At 28.5% G+C, this 14,607-nt stretch carries 12 protein-coding genes; 7 read left to right on the top strand and 5 right to left on the bottom strand.

The window, feature by feature from the left end; genetic code table 11:
* The first annotated feature begins 29 nt into the window (after positions 1–29).
* The 6 genes from ACKU4C_RS14870 to ACKU4C_RS14845 are packed head-to-tail and all read left to right on the top strand — an operon-like array spanning position 30 to position 5,029.
* Positions 30–1,580, top strand: a complete 1,551-nt coding sequence (locus tag ACKU4C_RS14870; protein WP_321313356.1) for a sigma 54-interacting transcriptional regulator — start codon at positions 30–32, stop codon at positions 1,578–1,580.
* Positions 1,570–2,079 (top strand): hypothetical protein, encoded by a 510-nt coding sequence (locus ACKU4C_RS14865; protein ID WP_321313354.1) that lies wholly within the window; start codon positions 1,570–1,572, stop codon positions 2,077–2,079. The genes ACKU4C_RS14870 and ACKU4C_RS14865 overlap by 11 nt, the downstream gene beginning before the upstream one ends.
* Positions 2,072–2,899, top strand: coding sequence for an SIR2 family protein (locus ACKU4C_RS14860; protein WP_321313353.1), 828 nt, complete (start codon positions 2,072–2,074; stop codon positions 2,897–2,899). The genes ACKU4C_RS14865 and ACKU4C_RS14860 overlap by 8 nt, the downstream gene beginning before the upstream one ends.
* Complete coding sequence (gene clpX / locus ACKU4C_RS14855) at positions 2,889–4,142, top strand: ATP-dependent Clp protease ATP-binding subunit ClpX (protein WP_321313351.1); 1,254 nt, start codon at positions 2,889–2,891, stop codon at positions 4,140–4,142. The genes ACKU4C_RS14860 and clpX overlap by 11 nt, the downstream gene beginning before the upstream one ends.
* Entirely contained in the window at positions 4,126–4,587 is a 462-nt protein-coding gene (locus ACKU4C_RS14850) for a GNAT family N-acetyltransferase (RefSeq protein ID WP_321313349.1), read from the top strand. Before clpX ends, ACKU4C_RS14850 begins: the two co-directional genes overlap by 17 nt.
* Before the next feature lie 55 nt (positions 4,588–4,642).
* Positions 4,643–5,029, top strand: a complete 387-nt coding sequence (locus tag ACKU4C_RS14845) for a 4Fe-4S dicluster domain-containing protein (protein WP_321313347.1) — start codon at positions 4,643–4,645, stop codon at positions 5,027–5,029.
* 37 nt (positions 5,030–5,066) lie between these two features.
* On the opposite strand, the gene ACKU4C_RS14840 is transcribed toward ACKU4C_RS14845, so the two are convergent.
* The 5 genes from ACKU4C_RS14840 to ACKU4C_RS14820 form a co-directional block, all read right to left on the bottom strand.
* On the bottom strand, positions 5,067–7,097 hold the full coding sequence (locus tag ACKU4C_RS14840; protein WP_321313346.1) for a bifunctional diguanylate cyclase/phosphodiesterase: 2,031 nt from the start codon (positions 7,095–7,097) through the stop codon (positions 5,067–5,069).
* Positions 7,098–7,109: 12 nt separating this feature from the next.
* Positions 7,110–8,972 carry a methyl-accepting chemotaxis protein gene (locus ACKU4C_RS14835; RefSeq protein WP_321313344.1) on the bottom strand — a complete coding sequence of 621 codons (1,863 nt, stop codon included), beginning with the start codon at positions 8,970–8,972 and terminating at the stop codon, positions 7,110–7,112.
* 73 nt (positions 8,973–9,045) lie between these two features.
* Positions 9,046–10,014, bottom strand: a complete 969-nt coding sequence (locus ACKU4C_RS14830; protein ID WP_321313342.1) for a GIY-YIG nuclease family protein — start codon at positions 10,012–10,014, stop codon at positions 9,046–9,048.
* A 132-nt stretch (positions 10,015–10,146) separates the two neighbouring features.
* The gene (locus ACKU4C_RS14825; protein WP_321313340.1) at positions 10,147–10,824 is read right to left on the bottom strand and encodes a response regulator transcription factor; all 678 of its coding nucleotides are present in this window, start codon (positions 10,822–10,824) and stop codon (positions 10,147–10,149) included.
* Positions 10,821–11,879 (bottom strand): hybrid sensor histidine kinase/response regulator, encoded by a 1,059-nt coding sequence (locus ACKU4C_RS14820; protein WP_321313338.1) that lies wholly within the window; start codon positions 11,877–11,879, stop codon positions 10,821–10,823. The genes ACKU4C_RS14825 and ACKU4C_RS14820 overlap by 4 nt, the downstream gene beginning before the upstream one ends.
* A gap of 71 nt (positions 11,880–11,950) precedes the next feature.
* On the opposite strand from ACKU4C_RS14820, the gene ACKU4C_RS14815 reads away from it, so the two are divergent.
* The gene (locus tag ACKU4C_RS14815) at positions 11,951–14,578 is read left to right on the top strand and encodes an ATP-binding protein (RefSeq protein WP_321313336.1); all 2,628 of its coding nucleotides are present in this window, start codon (positions 11,951–11,953) and stop codon (positions 14,576–14,578) included.
* The last annotated feature ends 29 nt before the right edge of the window (positions 14,579–14,607 follow it).

The following is a 14,607-nucleotide window of genomic DNA, read 5'->3' as shown; positions in this document are numbered from 1 at the left end:
AATGTTTATACTGCAAAAGGAGTTCAATAATGGCATTAATGGATAAATCTGCATGCGAGGGATGTTTAACAACAAAAGAATTAACAACACTTTATGATATCGCTTCGATGATGGCAAATAATTATGATTTGAAAACATCATTGGAAAAATCAATGAAGATTTTAAAAAACTCGCTAAGTCTTACAAATTGTACAATTCACCTCTTAGAAGAGGATGATACTCTTAATGTTTTTGCCTCAGTTGAACTTTCATCAATACAAAAAAAACTTTCATGTTATAAACTAGGAGAGGGTGTTACAGGTATGGCAGCAGAAGCTAAAGAACCTGTTGTAGTAGAAAATATACATAATGATTCACTATTTTTAAATAAATCAGGAAAAAAAGATTTTAATAACCTATCATATGTTGCTGTACCTTTAGTTATAGAAGATGTAACCATTGGGGTATTAGGAGCAGCACTTACAAAAAGTACAGAAATAGGTTTTGAGGACTGTGTTAGAATATTGACAATTATTGCTTCAATATTTGCACAATCAATTTACTCTTATCAACTAAATAATAGAGAGAAAGAGAGATTAAAAGAGTTGAAACTTTATTATAAAATGGAATGGGATTCAAAAGTTCACAACTTTGGAGATATTATTGGAGATAGTCCTAAAATGCAACAGGTATTCCAAGTAATACAAAGAATCGCTCAATCAGATGTTACAGTACTAGTTAGAGGGGAAACTGGTACAGGTAAAGAGTTAGTAGCAGCTGCAATACATAAAAGAAGTAAAAGAAAAGATGAGCCTTTTATTAAACTAAACTGTGCTGCTATTACAGATACATTATTAGAGAGTGAACTATTTGGACATGAAAAAGGTGCATTTACAGATGCAAGAGAAACTAGAAAAGGTAGATTTGAATTAGCAGATGGAGGAACACTATTTTTAGATGAAATAGGTGATATATCTGCATCAGCACAAGTAAAACTTCTAAGAGTTTTACAAGAAAGAGAGTTTGAAAGAGTTGGTGGAAGCAAAACAATAAAAGTAAATGTTAGGCTTGTTGCAGCAACTAATAGAAACCTTGAAAAAATGGTTGAAGATGGAGAGTTTAGAGAGGATTTATACTATAGACTAAATGTTATTCCTATTGATTTACCACCAGTTAGAGAAAGGGGAGATGATATTAGACAATTAGTTGAATTTTTCCTAGAAAGAGCTATTAAAAACCATAAAAAAGTTGTAAAAATAACTGATGAAGCAATGGAGATACTTATGAATTATCCATGGCCAGGGAATGTAAGGGAGCTTGAAAATACTTTAGAAAGAATAGTTTTAATGGGAAATGAAGAGGGGATTAATAAATTTGATATGTTGCTTCTTCTTCCTGCACTTAATGATGATAATCTTAAAAAAGGATACAAAACTATTCCTATGGAAAACAAAACCCTAGAAGAGATAGAAAAAGAGGCAATAGAAACTGCTTTAGAAAATAATAACTTTAATCAATCTCATGCAGCAAAAGAGTTAGGCATTACACTTAGACAAATTGGTTACAAAATCAAAAAATATGGAATATCAAATGATTTATAAAAATGAAGAATTTAAAATTACAGATGAGATTATAGATATAGGTTATATGGCTGAAGATGTTGATGTTGAAGATGTTAAAGATCAAGAATTAACCATAAAAAAAGCAAGTCCCGAAAGAACAATTCAAATATTTTTATCATATCCAGATTTTGAAGATTTCAAAGAGGAGATAATATTTTTTGATGATTTTATAAATGACTCAAAAGTGGAAATAAATACATATCTTTTCTTTAATAAAAAGATAGAATTACCCAAATTAAAGAAGTTAATTCCAGTTTTTGATGTAAATAATGAGTTTGGAGAGATGTACGGAACGAAAATTGTAAGTGGGTCTATGGAAAACAAATTAACAAAGGCTTTATTTATAATTGGAAAAGATGGAGCTATTTATCATATTGATATACCCCAAGACTTAGAAAAACCTCTTGATATCGAAAGAGTAAGAGTTGAGCTTAATAAGGTATATCAATCCTACACAGGAGTTGGATGTCATGGATGATATTATTGAAAAATTAAAAAGTGGTACCTTAATTCCATTTTTAGGAATGGGTGTCTTTGAAGGTACAATAGCATCTGATGGTACACAATTACCATTTGATAGCGACTCAATGATTTTAGCACTAAATAATGGTAGAGCTATGAGTCCAAGGTTAATGTATGAGTATAGTCGTGCGGCAATGAGCTTAGAACAAAGAAAAGGTAGAGAGTTTGTTGTTCAAATGACAAATCATATCTTTAGTTCAAAGGAGTATGAAGTACCAAAAGTTTACCAATGGTTATCAAAATTTAAACCAAAATATATAATTGATACCACAGTTGATGACTCATTGCAAAAAGTATATAGTGATTGTGACCACTTCTTAATCACAGGGATTTCTAGAATTACAGCAGATTATGACAGATTTATTATTTATAAATATGAAGTATCATCTAGTGAATATAAAAAAGTGGAAAAAGAGGAATTATCATTAGATTTACCAATTCTGTTTAAACCAATGGGTTCAACAAAACCTGAAATGAATTTTATCATTTCAGATGCTGATTTTGTTGATTGGTTAACTGAAGCTATGGGTGGATATGCAATTCCTCCTATATTAAAAGATTATAGAAAAGATAAAGAGTATCTTTTTATGGGAGTTGACTTTTCAAGAGATACTTTTAGAATGGTAGCAAATGAAGTAACTATTGGTCTTAAAGGTGGTTTTACACTTTTAAATAAAGAAGAACTAACAAAGAAAGAGGATAAATTTATCAAAACTCATTCATTAGAAAATGTTAAAATGAGTATTAATGAATTTATAGATAGCCATGGCGAATAAAACAAGTACCTGTGACTTCTGCGGGAAAGAGATAAAAGAAGTAAAGAAAATATTTAGTAGTGAAACTTCACATATTTGTGATGAATGTATAACAATGTGTTCAACAGTTTTAGAAAAAGAAGCTATACAAACATCTAAAAAAGAGTTTCAAAAAGGGCTAAATGTACCTATAAAAATAAAAGAACACTTAGATGAATATGTAATTGGACAAGAAGATGCAAAAAAGGTATTAGCTGTTGCATTATATAACCATTACAAAAGAATAGACAAACCTATCATAAAAAATGTAGAGATTGAAAAATCAAATATTATGTTAGTTGGACCAACAGGTTCAGGGAAAACACTTTTAGCAAAATCTTTAGCAAAAATCATGGATGTACCCTTTGCAGTTGCAGATGCAACAGCCTTAACTGAAGCTGGTTATGTGGGAGAAGATGTAGAATCTATCCTTTCAAGATTACTTGCAGCTGCTGATTTTGACCTTGAAAAAGCAAAAAGAGGTATTGTATATATCGATGAAATTGATAAGATAGCTAACAAAAGTGAAAGTGCCACAAGTGGTAGAGATGTAAGTGGAGAGGGTGTTCAGCAAGGACTTTTAAAGATTTTAGAGGGTGCTGATGTATATGTTCCTGTAAAAGGAAGTAGAAAAAACTCAACTGCTGAAACTGTTTTATTTGATACTACACATGTCTTATTTATCTGTGGGGGAGCCTTTGTAGGTTTAAGAAAAGATACAGAGAAAGAAAAAGCTTCAGTAATGGGATTTGTTAATGGTAAAAAGGAAGAGGAGATAAAAAAAGAGATAGAGCCAAAAGAGCTTATCAACTTTGGACTTATTCCTGAATTTATGGGAAGAATCCCAGTAATTGCTGAACTTGATAAATTATCAAAAGAGGATTTAATAAGAGTTCTAAAAGAGCCTAAAAATGCCATTACAAAACAATATGAAATCCTTTTTGAATTAGATGGGGTTGAATTAAACTTTAGTGATAGTGCACTTGAAGAGATTGCAGAAATTGCAGTTGAAAAAGATGTAGGAGCTAGAGGCTTAAGAGGTATTATAGAAAAGATAATGCTTCCACTACAATATACTATACCTTCAGAAGAAAACTTAAATTCATGTACAATTACTAAAGAGTATATAAATAAAGAAAAAGAGATAGATTTAGTTTATAAAAAACCTTCAGAAGAAAAACTTACAAACAAAAAAGAGATAAGTTACAGTGATATTAAAAAATAATCTACAAATACGTAATGCAGAGATTGATGATATAGAGTCATTAATCCCTCTTTTAAAACAACTATTTACGATAGAGAAAGATTTTTGTTTTGATAAAGCAAAACATGAAGAGGGTTTAAGACTTTTATTAAAAAGAAAAGAAGCTATTGTTGTAATTGCAAAATTTGAAGAAGAAACTATTGCAATGGTTACCATGCAGACAATCATTTCAACAGCTGTGGGAGCAAAAACTGGGCTTATTGAAGACTTTATTGTAAGTGATGACTATAGAGATATGGGAGTAGGAACTTACCTTTTTGAATATCTAAAAAAATATGCAAATAAACATCATATAAAAAGATTACAATTAGTGTGTGACAATGACAACACTAATGCAAAAGAGTTTTATCTAAAAAAATCATTTAAAAAAAGTAACCTATCAGCTTGGTATAACCATTTAGATTAATTATGGAATAGTTTTTGCATCTTTAACTCTATATTTTAAAGCGAAGGATGAAAAAATGGCAGTTAGAATTACAGAAGAATGTATTAGTTGTGAAGCATGTGCACCAGAGTGTCCAGTTGCAGCTATCTTAGAAGAGGGTCATGAGAAGAATCCATATGAAGATTACTTTTATGTTAAACCAGAATCATGTGTTGAGTGTGTTGATCATGCTGATGCTCCAAGATGTGCAGAAGCTTGCCCAACTGAAGGTGCAATAGTTTGGGATATGCCTTATACTGCAGAATTCAATGAATATTATGCAGAAAAAAATGAACAGGGTATTTACAAAATTAGAGAACACAAGAAAAAAGGTCTTATGTTACCTGAAGTAAAAGAACAAAAATTTATTGCAGATATCTCAATGGCTGATAGAGAAGCAGCAGCAAACGTTCAAGATTTTTAATAGTAAAAGAAGAGTATCCTCTTAATAGAATACTCTTTTATAACCTCTCTTTAGGGAGAGGTTTTGAGAAATAAAAACCTTGAAAATATTTACAACCTAATTTTTTTAGTTTTTCATAAATCTCTTTAGTTTCTACACCCTCTGCAATAACATCAAAACCAAATTTATTTCCTAAATCTAATATAGCAATTACTAATATTTCATCATTATCATCAACTAAAATATCTTCTATAAAAGATTTATCAATTTTTAATTCATCTATTGAAAGTTTTTTTAAATAAGCTAAAGAAGAATATCCTGTACCAAAATCATCAATTGAGATAGATATACCAAGCTTCTTTAAATAATCGATTTTTGAGATAGCATCATCAATATTATTTAAAAGTATACTTTCAGTAATCTCCAGCCTTAATAATTTTGCATCAATCTTATAGTCTTTTATAATTTGTTCTATAAAAAATACAAAATCATTTTTACTAAATTGGCTTAAACTAACATTTACAGACATTCTCCATATGGCTCTTTCTGGATTTGATTGCCATTTCTTAATAACTCTTGCAGTCTCTTCAAGCAAGTAATATCCAAACTCAATAATAAGTCCACTCTCTTCAGCTATGGGGATAAATTCATTAGGACTTATATTTCCTAACTTTTCATCTTTCCATCTAGCTAATGCTTCAACACCTACTACATTGGTATTAATATCTACTTGCTTTTGATAAGCTATAGATATCTGTTTTAATTTAATTGCTTCCCTTAGCTTTCCTGTTATAATTGCTTTTCTTTCCAACTGGCTTTGAAGAGCAGAATCAAAAAAATTGTAATTGTTTCTGCCACTCTTTTTTACAAAATTCATAGCACTATCTGCACATTTTAGTATTTCATAATAACTAAAGCTTTCATCAAAGATAGAGATACCAATACTTGCTGTTAAAAGATACTCTTCATCTTTAATATAAAAAGGTTTTTGAATATTATGTAATATTTTTTTTGATATATCTTTTATAGTATTAGCTGCATCAAATTTATCGTGAAAGTCAGTATCAATGAGAATAAAAAACTCATCACCACCAAACCTTGAGATAGTATCACAACTTCTTATTAAATGTTGTAATCTTTTTGCACATTCTATTAAAATTTTATCTCCTACAAAATGTCCTTTTGTATTATTTATATTTTTGAAGTGATCTAAATCTATTACAATTAGACCTCCATAGTATTTTGTTCTTGCTAATTTAGCAAGAAAAAGTTCCACTCTATCTTGAAGTAATGCTCTATTTGGAAGATTTGTCAAAGAATCATAAAAGGCAAGTTTAACAATCTTATTATCTTTCTCTTTATCTTGACTTAGATCGAGAATCGCTACAACTCTAACTTTTTCATTATTTAAGTAGATATATTTACCCTTAACTATACAAGGAAATTTTTGTCCACATTTTCTAAGCATTGTTATCTCATAAGGCTCTTCATAACCTGTAGCAAGAACTTTTTTTATAATAGGTAAAGAATCTTTATCTATAAAAGTTCTCACATCTTTACCCACCATTTCATCTTTTGTATAACCAAAAGTTTTCAAAGCTACATCATTTAGCTTAATACACTTTTTATTGCTATCATATACTAAAGTTGATTCAATAGTTGAGTTTAGAATAGCCTCAATTGTCTCAATATTTTTTATATTTTGTTCTCTTTTTTTACTTTCTTTGTCCTTTATTGTTGTTATATCAACGCCTACTCTGACTTTTACACTGATTCTTTTTTTATAATCTTCAATTACTTTTTCACTAAATAAATATATTTTATTATTTATAGTATTTAGATACTCATTTACATTTTCCCCCCAATGAAACTCATCATAAGAATCTAAATAATATTTATCCGTGACTTTTTCTAATAATTCATGACACTTAAGACCAATTATATTACCAAACTCCTTTGTACATTTCTCATTACAGAAAATGATCTCTTGTGTTTCAATATTAACTGTATAAACAAGAGCATTAACTTGATTGGTAAAGGAGTCCATTGGATATTTTTTGACCTTTTTATAAGGAACTTTCTCTTCCATTGTAGACTCCTTTTACGCAATCTCTTCTATCTCAACAACATCATCTTTTTTCTTTTTCTCTTCTATTTTAAGATTTCTATCAAACTCTTTTTCATTTACACTCTCAACAATAGTCTTAGCTATTGCATCAGTTTTAGTAGCCACCTCATGGGTTTGTGTTGCAATAGCTGCATTTTGTTGTGTCTGCTGATCTAATGAAGTAATAGCATCATTAATCTGTTCAATACCTGTAGACTGCTCTTTACTTGCCATCTCAACATCAGAGATGATATCTAAAGTATTTTTGATATTTTTATTAAGTCCTTCATATCCAACTATCATCTCATCAGCGATCTCTTTTCCATAATTAGCTTTTACTGTTGCATCCCCAACTAACTCTTTAATCTCTTTAGCAGCTTCAGCAGATCTTGAAGCTAGATTTCTAACCTCTTGTGCAACAACAGCAAAACCTTTTCCAGCTTCACCTGCAGTTGCTGCTTCAACAGCAGCATTAAGTGACAAGATATTTGTTTGGAAAGCAATCTGATCAATTACAGTAATAGCTTCATTAATAGAGTTAACCTTATCATTAATATCATCCATTGCTGAAGTTGTTTTTGTTGCTAAATTTTGTCCATCATTTGCCGAGTTACTTAACTCTTTTGCATAATTAGACATCTTTACAACATTCTCTGTATTATTTACAATATTCCCTGTAATCTCTTCTAAGGCCGCGGCTGTTTCCTCTAAAGCTGCAGCAGCTTCATTTGAGTTTTGATTTAGAAGATCCACATTTTTAAGTAAAACATTTGAACTTTCATCCAAAGTTTTACCATTGTTATCACTCTCTATTAGCATTCCTGTAATAGATTGACCTAATATATTAACTCCTTGAGCTAATCTTAATAAGTGTTCTTTTAGATTTTTTGTCTCTACACTATTCATATATTTATAATCAGAGTATTGTGCTAAGATTGTTAATATTCTATCAATATTCGCTTCTAAATTAGAACTCATATCATTTAATAAAGAGATAAGCTTCTCTAAAGCCGGATTTGAAGACTTAACTTTTACTCTTTGGTATAAGTCACCTTTTTCAAGCTCGCTTAAGACCTCAATAACCTTTTGTATAACATCTCTATCCTCTTCAACTGAAGTTTTTGTTTTAAGAATATTAGCATTTACCATTTTTGCCATTACCCCAAACTCATCTTTTCTATTTTCATCTAGAAGTTTTGTATCTTCTGCTTCTCTATTTAAGTACTTAAAGAAACTCTCTAAGCCCCACTTAAAGTCATCCAATGAAGATACAATTAGCTTTACCATAAAGATTGAAAAAACAATAAAAATTGCAGTAAAAATTAGAGCCATTATTAAAAGTGTAACTTCCATTGTTGTAATTGAATCTTCTTTTAATAAAATAGCACTTTTATTAATCTTATTTAATGATTCTTCAAGCTTATCACTTGAATCTATCATTTTTTCTATATATTTTTTATACTCAGCAGTATTTGAATTATTTTTCAAATTTGCTTCACTCATTAAATCAAAATAATTGTTATATATTCCAATATATTTTAACATATCATCACAAATCTCTTTATTGGTTTTTTGAGATAATGAAGCTTTAAAACTATCAATATCTTTACTAAAAGAGGCTAATAAATTAGTCACATTTTTTGATGAATCAATACTAGGATTGTTCATAAACTGATAGACTGCAATCCTCATTTTTAGGAAATCTTGCAGAAAAATCTCTGTTTGCATTGCAGCAGTATTTCTTTCATTTGAAATACTAAAATAGTATTTAAATGTAACACCTGAACTGATAATCACTATCAGAAAAACAACCGGGAAAAGCATAAGCTTAACTCTTGTACTAATATCCTTCATCATAATTTATACCCCTTTTTATTATTAATAATGGAGTATCTTATCTTATCTTATCTTTTCATTAAGGTTAAGAAAATTATTTTTTAGAATTATTAATATTTAACAGAGGCATCTCTCCATAAAGAGATATAAATTCATGTAATAATACTGTTTCTAAATGTTGATAGTTATCAGTTTTAATAAATCTAAAATACAGTAAATTATCTTCCAAATAATTTCTCATTTTTAAAGAGTGCCCTTTATTATTTTTATACTCATTCAACCTTTTATATAGATTTTTAGTTGAACCAATATAGATTGTAGTAGATTGACTATAATTATAATCAACTTTTGAAATAGATATCAATTCATAAACAGCAGAAGTGTTATAAAGGTTACAAATATTGTCATTATTCAAAAACTCTATTTTTGAAAAGTATAGCTCAAATCTTTTATAGTTGTTACTTACATAGCGTTCAAACCTATTAGGTATAAAATATTTAGTTCTAATCTTAAAAACCTGAACGGTTGAGATATTTACACAATACTTCTTTTTTAACTCCTCTTTTATAAATTTATCTGTTGAATAAGGGTATTTACTAAGAATAAGTTTTATTTTTATGTAGTTTATAAAATGGTTTTTAGGGGTTAAATATGAGAGTTTAAAAACACTGTTATCCCTGTCTCTATAGTTTGTATTATTTAAAATAAGACTAATAATAGGCTTAGATAGGAAGCTATTAAAAAGTATTTTATGAAGTCTCAGAATATCGTCATGTTTTATTTTTTTTAAGTCTTTTAAATCATTACTTCGTAAAAACTTTTTTTGTAAAATCTCTATTACTCTTATTACTTCATAAGTCTTTTGATTTTTTATATTTATATTGATTAAAGAGTTTATTTGGCACTTATTTGAATAGATAAATTTTATTAGATTCTGTTTATGAAGAAACTTAATCTCTCCATTATTTTGTACTGTAAAAACTTCGTTTAACTGCCTACTACCACTATATCTATTTAGATATACAATTTTTACATCTGATTTGTCTAAATCATTATCAAGCACATTTTCTACAAATCTTATAAATGATCTATTTGTATATTTGTAAAGCTTATAATTAAAAATATTTAGTAAATTATTTCTATTTTGCAAGAAAATATTTTAGCATAAAAAAACTTTAGAAAATAATGAGAACCTTTATATCCCTATTTTAGTACTTATTAGCTTATAACCTACACCTCTTATATTTACAATCATTCCACTTTTTAGCTTTTTTTGTAACTTATGAATCATACTTCTCATACTAACAGCTTCCATCTCTTTGTTGTCCCATACATACTCATGTATCATCTCTGAAGTTACAGTTTTGTCAAGATTATTGATAAATAAAGTAAGTAGAAGTTTCTCTTTTTGAGTTAATACAATTTCATGATTATGTTTATATAAGGCTTGATCTTTTAAATCAAAACTAAAGCCCGATCCTAAATCTATAACATCCTTATCAACATCACTATTTAGTATAGTTTTTATATGATATTTAATATGAAGCATCAACTCTTCAAGCTCAAAGGGTTTTTTTAGATAATCATTACAACCTAAATCATAAGCTTTTGAGATATTATCTATATCTAATTGGGCACTAACAATTATTACAGGTAAATTATCGTGAACTTTTCTAACTTGCTGTAAAACCTCATGTCCTGAGAACCCTGGTACATTTATATCTAAAATATATAAATCATATTTGTTATTTAATACTTGTGTCATAGCATCATAACCATCATCAACACTTGTAACAAAAAAACCTCTATCCTCTAAGGCTTTGCTAATAAGTCTATTAAGGGAAAAATCATCTTCTAATAAAAATATCTTCATCTAGGACTCTTTACTACAGAATCTATATTAAATATAAAACTTGTACCTACATTTTTAGAACTTTTTACCTCAACTTTAATCTCATATTTATCACATATCTCTTTTACTATATTTAAACCTAAGCCTAAACCTAGTTTTTTATTTGATTGTTGATAATAAGCATCAAACACCTTTGACGTATCCTCTATACCTATTCCAAAATCCTCTATTATAATAAGATGTTTACCATCCTCTTTTCCAAAAAATAGATTAATTTCCCCTGCTTCTTTACTATATTTAATAGCATTGCTTAAGGTATTATCTATTACTCTTTCAAACTCATATTTGTTCATATATATATCAAACTCTTCGTTATATCCCAAATCTATATGTATATCCTTTGTATTTGCTAACTCATCAAAAAACTGTACTCTAGAACTAATAAAGTTCAATAAATTTATCTTTGAAACCTTATACTCTCTACTGTGTTTTTTTATCTTATAAGAAAGGTCACCATATATTGAAGAAAGGGTTTTAACTGAAGCTTTTATGGCTTCAACTTGTTTAGAAAGACCATACTTTTGCTCTATTAGTTCACTATTTAAAGAGATTATAGAAACAGGGGTATTCATCTCATGCATAATCTTTTTTACAAATAAATCTTGTTGTTCTAAAAGTCTTGCAATCATGATTTTACTTTTATGAATTTGAAGTTGTGTTTTTATTCTAGCTAATATCTCTTTGGGTTCAAAAGGTTTAGTAATATAATCAACTCCACCCTCTTCAAAAGCTTTTACTTTATCTTCTACACTATCAAGGGCTGAGATAAATATAATAGGAACCTCTTTTAGTTTTTCCTCTTTTTTAAATAATCTACAAAGTTCATAACCGTCAATATTTGGCATCTTAATATCTAATAAAATCAAATCAGGAGTATTTAGTTTAGCAGCCTCTAAAGCCATCATCCCATCAGGGGTAGCTCTAATATCATAATCTTCATCTTGAAGAACTTTATTTAAGTATTGTAGGTTTTCTAACTTATCATCAACAATTAATATAGTATATTTTTTAGTCATATAACCTCTAATTTATTCTGTGATTTTAGTTATTATAACTTAAAAAAAGAGAAAGAAAATAAACAACCTGTATGAAACTTAAACAACTATTTATTCTTTTACTTATCATAAACAGTAGTGCTCTTATTAGTGTTGTATTTATCTTAAGTGAGTACCAAAGAGCTGTAGACCAACTGGAAAATGCTTATAAGATGCAACATCGTTCCCTTATACTTGCAGATGAATTAAGACAAAGCAGTGATGATTTAACAAGAATGGCAAGAACCCATGTCATAACTGGAAAAGATATGTTTAAAAAGCAATTTCATACTGTACTTGATATTAGAAATGGGGATAAACCAAGACCAAAACATTACAATAGAATATTCTGGGATTTTTATACCCTTGATGAAAATAAAGCAAAATTAGATGGAGCAAAAATCCCCCTTAGAACTCTTATGAAACAAGCAGGTTTCCCCGAAGAGGAGTTAGAACTCTTATATGAATCCCAAAGGGAATCTGATGATTTAACAAATCTTGAAACAAAAGCGATGAATGCCATAAAGGGTATTTTTCAAGATAGAAAAGGAAACTATACAATAAAAAAAGAGCCAGATTTTGCATTAGCTAGAAAAATCATGCATGGAGAACAATACCATAGGGCAAAAATTGCCATAATGAAACCCTTAAATGAGTTTTATAAAGCCTTTGAAACAAGAACACAACAAAAAGTTGATGAGGCACATGAAACAGTTAAAAGGATGGAAACCTACCTCTCAATGGCAGTATTATTTCTAATCATACTATTTATTTTCTCCTTTATATTTATTATTTTACGTAGAATAATTCATCCAGTTGAGATATTAAATAAAGGGATGTTAAAACTAGCAAAAAATGAGATGGATATTGACTTACCACAAAAAGTATTTATGGATGAAGTAAGTGAGATGATTGGGGCAGTTGAAGTATTTAAAGATAATGCTATTCAACTAATTGAATCACAAAAACAAAATGAAAGACTTCTTGATTTGGCAGGTGAAGGGATTTTTGGTCTGGATTCAAAAGGAAGATTTATTTTTATAAATCCAACAGCATCGAACCTTTTAGGATATGATTCTAAAGAATTAATTGGAAAATATCTAAATAAAACTATAGCTAAACATCTTTTTTCTAAAGGTGCACAACAAAAAGAGAGATTGATGTTGATTAAAAAAGAGGAGCAAACTTTTATATCAAAAGATAATAAAGAGTTTCCAATAGATTATATAAGTACTCCTATTTATTCAAATAACTCTACAATTTTAGAAGGTTCAGTTGTTGTATTCTCAGATATAACCAAAAGAAAAGAGTATGAGAACCAACTAAAAAAAGCAACCCTTGAAGCACAAAAAGCAAATAGGTCTAAATCTATATTTCTCACAAATATGTCCCATGAGTTAAGAACACCACTAAATGCAATTTTAGGATTTACCTCTTTACTAAAAAAATCAAAACATATAGAAAACTCTGAAAAACAAAATATAAACACAATTTACAGTAGTGGACAACACCTTTTATCCTTAATAAATGAGATACTAGAATTTGCAAAAATTGAAGCAGGAAAGATAAATATAAACCCAAATGATTTTAATCTATTTAAACTCTTAGAAGAGATAGAATCTATGTTTACCTCAAGATGTGAAGCAAAGGGTTTAAATTTTTCACTAAACATTGACAAAAGTGTTCCAAAATACATAAAATGTGATGAAAAAAGATTAAGACAAATTCTAATTAATATACTTGGAAACTCTTTAAAATTTACAAACAAAGGTTATATAAAAGTAAATATCCAAGCAAAAGATTCAAAACTGTTAGTAGCTATTAGCGATACAGGAATTGGAATGTCAAAAGAGGCATTAAAGATTGTATTCAAACCCTTTGAACAAATTGAAGAAAAAACCCATAAGCACGAAGGTACAGGTTTAGGACTTGCAATTACAAAAGAGCTTATAGAAAAGATGAATGGTAAAATTGAAGCAGAAAGTGAACTAAATAAAGGTAGTACATTTAGCTTTGAAATAAAAATAGAAAAAATTGATTTTGTACAAGAGAAGGAGTATGAAAAAAATACTATTTTAAAAGTCAAAACTACAAACAATATAAATATATTAGTTGCTGATGATACAAAAGCAAATAGAGATTTATTAGTTCAACTTCTAAACTCTTATAATATAAATACTCTACAAGCAAAGGATGGAGAAGAGGTATTAAACCATATAGAAAAACATGATTTTGATTTAATATTTATGGATATTCTTATGCCAAAACTAGATGGTCTAGAAACAACAAAAATATTAAAAGAGAAAGTACAAACTAAAGATATCCCTATTATTGCCATATCAGCAAATGTCTTTGAGGATGATAAGCAAAAAGCTTTAAATAATGGTGCAAACTTTTTCCTACCTAAACCCTTTGAAGAAAAAGATATAGCAAATGCCTTACAAAAATTCTTAAAAATTGATTTTGAATATGAAGAGGAAAAAACACAAAATAGAATCATTTTAGAAAAAGATTTAGCAATAAAAATAGCTGATTTAGCAACAAAACTTGATGGAAACTCAATACTTGAACTTCTTAAAGAAAATGATATAGATGAGCATACAAAGACCAAGATAACAACACTTATAAATAATTTTCAATTTGATGAAATCTCAAAACTATCTACAAGCTTGTATAAATAATATACGATACTTTCTAAATATTTAAAAAA

Source organism: Halarcobacter sp., assembly GCF_963676935.1.
Lineage (GTDB): Bacteria > Campylobacterota > Campylobacteria > Campylobacterales > Arcobacteraceae > Halarcobacter.
This window is presented reverse-complemented; position numbering and strand designations above follow the sequence as displayed.

Bases quoted from the DNA above. Each gene is read 5' to 3' on its own strand.
- ACKU4C_RS14870 (WP_321313356.1), top strand. From the start codon at position 30: ATGGCATTAATGGATAAATCTGCATGCGAGGGATGTTTAACAACAAAA.
- ACKU4C_RS14865 (WP_321313354.1), top strand. From the start codon at position 1,570: ATGATTTATAAAAATGAAGAATTTAAAATTACAGATGAGATTATAGAT.
- ACKU4C_RS14860 (WP_321313353.1), top strand. From the start codon at position 2,072: ATGGATGATATTATTGAAAAATTAAAAAGTGGTACCTTAATTCCATTT.
- clpX (WP_321313351.1), top strand. From the start codon at position 2,889: ATGGCGAATAAAACAAGTACCTGTGACTTCTGCGGGAAAGAGATAAAA.
- ACKU4C_RS14845 (WP_321313347.1), top strand. From the start codon at position 4,643: ATGGCAGTTAGAATTACAGAAGAATGTATTAGTTGTGAAGCATGTGCA.
- ACKU4C_RS14840 (WP_321313346.1), bottom strand. From the start codon at position 7,097: ATGGAAGAGAAAGTTCCTTATAAAAAGGTCAAAAAATATCCAATGGAC.
- ACKU4C_RS14835 (WP_321313344.1), bottom strand. From the start codon at position 8,972: ATGATGAAGGATATTAGTACAAGAGTTAAGCTTATGCTTTTCCCGGTT.
- ACKU4C_RS14825 (WP_321313340.1), bottom strand. From the start codon at position 10,824: ATGAAGATATTTTTATTAGAAGATGATTTTTCCCTTAATAGACTTATT.
- ACKU4C_RS14820 (WP_321313338.1), bottom strand. From the start codon at position 11,879: ATGACTAAAAAATATACTATATTAATTGTTGATGATAAGTTAGAAAAC.
- ACKU4C_RS14815 (WP_321313336.1), top strand. From the start codon at position 11,951: ATGAAACTTAAACAACTATTTATTCTTTTACTTATCATAAACAGTAGT.